This is a genomic window from Tunicatimonas sp., assembly GCF_049647865.1.
In the GTDB taxonomy this organism is placed as follows: domain Bacteria; phylum Bacteroidota; class Bacteroidia; order Cytophagales; family Cyclobacteriaceae; genus Tunicatimonas.
The window spans coordinates 1-6,223 of record NZ_JBARYM010000176.1 but is presented as its reverse complement, the minus strand read 5'-3'; the positions used below and the strand labels follow the sequence as shown (position 1 = coordinate 6,223).

4 protein-coding genes are annotated in these 6,223 nt (G+C 44.5%); 3 read left to right on the top strand and 1 reads right to left on the bottom strand.

Translation table 11 applies throughout. From position 1 onward, the window contains the following. On the bottom strand, positions 1-1,007 hold a 1,007-nt coding region (locus WBA23_RS05415; RefSeq protein ID WP_424581229.1), incomplete at its 3' end, for a LacI family DNA-binding transcriptional regulator. A 321-nt stretch (positions 1,008-1,328) separates the two neighbouring features. On the opposite strand from WBA23_RS05415, the gene WBA23_RS05410 reads away from it, so the two are divergent. The 3 genes from WBA23_RS05410 to WBA23_RS05400 form a co-directional block, all read left to right on the top strand. Beyond that, positions 1,329-3,308: a ThuA domain-containing protein gene (locus tag WBA23_RS05410; RefSeq protein ID WP_424581228.1), complete on the top strand. Its 1,980-nt coding sequence runs from the start codon at positions 1,329-1,331 to the stop codon at positions 3,306-3,308. Between the two features lie 41 nt (positions 3,309-3,349). Further along, positions 3,350-4,771, top strand: coding sequence for a Gfo/Idh/MocA family oxidoreductase (locus tag WBA23_RS05405; RefSeq protein ID WP_424581227.1), 1,422 nt, complete (start codon positions 3,350-3,352; stop codon positions 4,769-4,771). 130 nt (positions 4,772-4,901) lie between these two features. Continuing rightward, a partial coding sequence (locus tag WBA23_RS05400) for a putative oxidoreductase C-terminal domain-containing protein (protein ID WP_424581226.1) occupies positions 4,902-6,223 on the top strand: 1,322 nt, incomplete at its 3' end.

Here is a 6,223-nt window from a genome sequence, read left to right as displayed (position 1 = left end):
GATTCTCTTTCAATAAGGCGATGTTCTATCACAATATTGTTCTGTATACTTTCTTCTTCTTGATTGAGTTTACGTATCAAAGTCCGAGCAGCAACTTCACCCATTTTTTGTCCTGGATAGTAAACGGTGGTAAGGGCAGGCTCTACTACCCGAGATAATAGATCATTGTTGAATCCGACTACTGCAATTTGCTGCGGCACCTTTACACCCGCTCGCCGTAATTCGCTCATTATGGCTGCTGCTTGCGTATCACTAACACAAAAGAGCCCGCCGGGCAGTGTATCCATGGCGAGAATATCGTGGGCAGTTTGGCCCGGATCAGGATCGCGCAAGTCAGGAAAAAGCACTAACGATGAGTCGTAGGCTAAACCGAAATCTTGTAATGCCTGCTTATAGCCCGAATGGCGACCATCGTAGACACTGGATCGGAGATTACCCGCTACGTGAACGATCCTTCGGCACCCCTGCTCAAGCAAGTGCTGAGTGGCATCGTAACCCGCGCGAAAATTATCAATAGTAATGCAGGTACAGTTGGGAGCTTCAATCACGCGGTCGAAAAAAATTAAAGGAATCTCTTTTTGTAGTATAAATTGAAAATGTTCAATATTTTCAGTATCACTGGCTAAAGAAACCAGTAAGCCATCTACCCGACTGTTGAACAGTGTGTCTACGTTAGATCGCTCCTTTTTAACCGACTCTAGCGATTGACTGATAATCAGATTATACCCCGACTGGTTAGCCACTTTTTCTATTCCAGCAATAACGGTAGAGGTAAAGTAGCTGTTTAAGTGGGGGATAATTACTCCAATGGTATTTGTCTTCTGCTTGCGAAGGTTGCTGGCAAAAATATTCTGCTGATAGCCCATTCGGCGAGCAGTTTCATGAATCTTCTCTCGGGTTTGCTTCTTAATCGCTGGGTGATCATTTAACCCACGGCTAACGGTAGCTGCTGAAATATGCAGTTCTTTAGCAATATCGTAAATAGTAATATCTTTAAAATTTTTCATTACTAGAAGCAAGGAAATTGGCGATCAGAAGATTATTCCGACAACTAAGTACAGAATGAATATGTACATATGATAGGAATATTTATTATTTTGCAATCGGTTACGAGTGATAATATGTTCTAATTTTTACACAATAATAACAAATTTAAGCTTGGTTATAAATTCTGTAAATGGCTATTTTACCCAGATGATAGATGAGAATCAACACTGCAAGTGATTAGCAATCATGATAAAGTGGTAAACGATGGGATTTCTAACTACTATCTTGCCGTGTAAATCACACTCGGGCTAAGTTTCGGACTACAACCTAAATTAGTATTTATGCTTCTTACCTTAACACAGGTTCTACAGTGTTTATCGTTCATTCTTCTACCGGGTATCTACGACTCAACAGATACTCAACCTACAACTGTAGCTATTCATGTTGATGCTGGCCCCTATACTCGAGTAAACACCCCCATTTCAGTTGTGATAGAGAATGGGGAAATTTCCATATCAGAGCGTGAGTTTCAATTGGTAGAGATATCAGAAGGTATAGAAAAACCGATTGCTGCTCAGTGGGGGGGAGGCTATCAACCCACGCTACACTGGATACTAAATGGAGAAACCCCCGCTGGTACTACTCGCCACTTTACGTTGAAAACTGCTTCAAATGAATTGTTGGCAAATTCAAATGAGGTGACGGTAAAAGATAATGGTCAGGCTTTAGCTGTGCAAGTCAATAATAAGGAAGTGTTAGCTTACCACTACGGACTAACCCCGGTGCCGGAAGGGGTTTCCGAACGCTACCGTCGGGGCGGCTATATTCATCCTTTGCGAGCTCCCAACGGAGGAGTACTTACCCGAATACAACCATCCGATCATTATCATCACTATGGCGTTTGGAACCCCTGGACTACTACCGAATTTGAGGGTGAAGAGTTGGATTTTTGGAATCTGTACAAGGGACAGGGAACTGTACGGGTAAAAGATGTCTCATCGGTAGTGGAAGGTAATGTGTTTGGTCAAATATCAGCTACTCATAAACACGTAGTGCTAGATACGCTGAATGCCGAAAACGATAAAGTAGCTCTAAACGAAACTTGGAACGTACGAGTTTGGAATGCCCAAAACGATGGTTTTTTAGTAGATTTCACCTCAACGCTTAATCCAGCAACCAATCAACCTTTCACGATTAAAGAGTACCGCTACCAAGGTTTTGGTTTTCGGGCAAATGAGCTGTGGGACGACAACAGTGCGACACTCGTGACTTCCGAAGGCTTGAGTAAGTCTGATGGAAACGGAACCCGGGCTCGCTGGAGCTACGTAGAGGGGCCTACGGATGCGGGGCAAGCGGGCGTCCTTTTTATGACGTATCCTACTAATTTCAACTATCCTGAAATGGTACGTATCTGGCCTACGGGGGCAAACGAAGGCAAAGAAAACGTTTTCTTTAACTTCAATCCGGCAATGGATCGGGATTGGAAACTGCTGCCCGGTCATGAATACACTCTGAAGTACCGTATGCTCACTTACGACGGGGAAATGGATGCCGCTACTGCCGAACGACATTGGCAAGATTTTGCTTATCCTCCTCAAGTGAAAGTAAGCAGTCAGCCTTCATTAGAAGGTAAAAAAATGCTGTTGTACACCAAGAACGGGGAAGGCTTTGTCCATAAGAATATCCCTTCCAGCATTAAAGCAATTAAGAAGATAGCTGATGAAAATGATTTTGAGGTAGTAGCATCGGAAGATCCCGTTCAGTTCACTAATGAAAATCTAAAGCAGTACGATGTCTTAATTTTTTCTAATACGAATAACGATATTTTTGATACCCCCGAACAAGAGCAAGCATTTAAAGAATATATGCAATCGGGAGGACGCTTCGTTGGTATTCATTCGGCGTGCGGGTCGGAGCGAGATTGGGACTGGTTTGCTCAAATGCTGGGGGGACGGTTTCACCGGCATCCGCCCCGACAGGATTTTGAAGTTCTGGTACTAGATAATAGCCATCCGTCTACACTCTTTCTGCCTAAGATATGGTCGATAAATGATGATGAATGCTACTATATGAAGCACCTAAACCCTGATAACCACGTACTGTTAGCAGCTGATTTGAGAACCGTAGAAGACGAAAAGCGAGATGAGTATCCGGCTAACTACTTTGGCGACCAGTTTCCGCTGGCTTGGTGTCATGAGTTTGATGGCGGACGGCAGTGGTATACTGCTTTAGGTCATCGGGCTGAACACTACGATGATCCAATGTATATGCAACATATTCTGGGCGGCATTATCTGGGTTCTTAGCGATGAAGCCCCCTAACTACTAATTCAATTATTTAAATATTTACTCATTCAATTATCATGAATAGACGAGATTATCTTAAAAAAACATTAGCAACTACAACTGGAGCTTTCTTCGTTCCCACCATTGTACCATCTTCTGTTTTCGGCAAAAGTGCTCCCAGCAATAAAATTCAAGTGGGGCAAATTGGCTTCGGCCGAATTGCCATGTCTCACGATTTACCCGAAACCATGAAGCACGATATTTCGCGGGTAGTAGCCGTATGCGATGTCGATAGTCGACGTAAAGAAGAAGGTAAAAAGTTTATTGAGAAGTGGTACACCGATAATAAGAAGAAAGAAAACTTTGTCGACGTAAAAATGTACGACGATTATCGCGAAATGCTCAGCAGCTCCGATATTGATGCGGTGATTGTAAGTACTCCGGATCATTGGCACGCCCAACCAGCTATTGAAGCGGCTTTGGCTGGAAAAGCGGTTTACCTGCAAAAACCCACTTCATTAACGATTGAAGAGGGGAGGGCAATGAGTGATATTATTCATCAGACCGGAGCTGTGTTTCAGCTGGGGAGTCAGCAACGTTCGGTAGACCCTTGGCCGCAATTTAAGCGCGCTTGCGAATTGGTACGTAACGGCCGCATAGGTGAAATTAAAACTGTTAAGATTGGCTTGCCCAGCGATCCTTCGGGCGGAGAGAAAACTCCCACGAATGTTCCTGATAATCTAAATTATGATATGTGGCTGGGTTCAACTCCCTATGTGCCCTACACCGAAGAGCGAGTCCATCCTCAGCCTCCCTTTACGGATAATAAATCAGAATTTTCCCGACCAGGTTGGCTTCGCTGCGAACAGTTTGGGGCGGGCATGATTACCGGCTGGGGTGTGCATCACATCGATATTGCCCACTGGGGAATGGATACCGAATACACTGGGCCGATTGAAGTAGAAGCCAGCGCCAAGTTTCCTGAAACCGGGCTGTGGAGTGTACACGGTCCCTATAATGTGAAGAGCAAATACGCCAATGGTGTAGAAATGATTGTAGATGGCGAGCTACCCAACGGAGTACGCTTCGAGGGAACAGATGGGTGGATCTTTGTTTCCCGTGGAAACGTAGGGGTTACTGCATCTGATCCCAACCTGGGTAAATCCGAATCTTTCATGGCCAGTAATCCGAAGATTCTGGAATCAGAAATCGGCTCAGATGAGGTTCACTTGTACGAAAGCCATGAGCAACATGGCAATTGGCTAGATTGTATTAAGTCGCGCGAACTGACAATATCTCCAGCCGAAGTAGCCCACCGTTCGTGTAGTGCCTGTTTAGTATCGCACATTGCTATGAAAATACCTCGTAAGTTGCACTGGGACCCCGTAAATGAGCGGTTCAAAAACGACGATGAAGCAAACGCAATGCTTTCTCGCTCACAACGCTATCCTTGGGGTTACGAACATATTGATGCCCTCAAAACCAGTTATGGTAACTAGTAATATAGTGTTATAGTGCGTGGTGTTGATGTGTTAGCTTATTCTTTTAACATTAACATCATAACACCGTAACACCCGAACACTATACTTTATTTTATTACCTTAGCAACCGATTACAACAACCTAGCGAATGAATCAATCAATTCTGGCAGTTATCGTTCTGCTTATCTTGTCTGCTTGTGGCGGAACTAATCAAGATCAGGCTGCTGCTACCGAGGAAGAGCCAGTGGCTAATCAATTCACCGGAGCCGACAATGAAGTAAAACTAATGACCGTTGATCCGGGGCACTTCCATGCTGCGTTGGTTCAGAAACTTATGTACGATCAGGTAGACTCGGTCGTTCATGTATATGCTCCTGAGGGTAAAGATTTGCAGTTACATCTGCAGCGAATTGAAGGCTTTAACACACGCAGCGATGAACCCACCGCTTGGTCTCCAGAAGTGTATACCGGTGACAATTTTTTTTCCAAAATGATGCAGGAGCAACCGGGCAATGTAGTAGTACTATCTGGCAACAACGCTAAAAAAACCGAATATATTCAGGAATCAGTGGAAGCCGGATTGAACGTGCTAGCTGATAAGCCGATGGTAATTACCCCAAAGGAATTTCCTAAATTAAAATCAGCGCTAACTACAGCTCAGGAACAAGGGGTTCTGTTGTACGATATTATGACTGAACGCTACGAAATAACGACGATGCTACAAAAAGCATTATCGCAGAAAGTGGAAGTGTTTGGCGAACTGGAAAAAGGAACTCCGGATAATCCGGCAATATCTAAAGAAAGTATTCATCATTTTTCTAAAGAAGTAGCGGGCAGCCCACTAATTCGTCCGGCTTGGTTTTTTGATACGGAACAGCAAGGTGAAGGTATTGTAGATGTATCTACGCACTTAGTTGATTTAATTCTGTGGGAGTGCTTTCCCGAAGAAGGCATTGATACTACTGAAGTAGAAGTGGTAACAGCGCGCCGCTGGCCTACTGAGCTTTCGTCCGCGCAATTTGAAAAAGTAACAGGAATGACGGACTTTCCTGATTATCTACAAAAAGATGTACAAAATTCGGTGCTGAACACCTACGCCAATGGTGAGTTTGTGTTCACCGCGCGGGGTGTTCATGGTAAGGTAGCCGCTATCTGGAATTTTGAAGCGCCCGAAGGAGCTAAAGACACGCACTACTCCATCATGCGGGGGACAAAAGCTAATTTAGTCATTCGGCAGGACGCCCCTCAGAATTACCAGCCTGCGCTGTACGTAGAGCCAGTAAAAGAGGCGGATGGCTTTGAAGAAAATCTTAAATCGGCACTTGACGAATTAAGTGGAGAGTTCCCTGGCCTAAATATGCGACCAGCTGAAAACGGCTGGGAGGTTCTGGTTCCCGAAGAATATAAAGTTGGCCACGAAGCCCACTTTTCACAGGTTACCGAGAAATACCTGGAATATCTGGTAGCCGG

Coding starts and splice junctions, on each gene's coding strand:
- WBA23_RS05410 (WP_424581228.1), top strand. CDS start 1,329: ATGCTTCTTACCTTAACACAGGTTCTACAGTGTTTATCGTTCATTCTT.
- WBA23_RS05405 (WP_424581227.1), top strand. CDS start 3,350: ATGAATAGACGAGATTATCTTAAAAAAACATTAGCAACTACAACTGGA.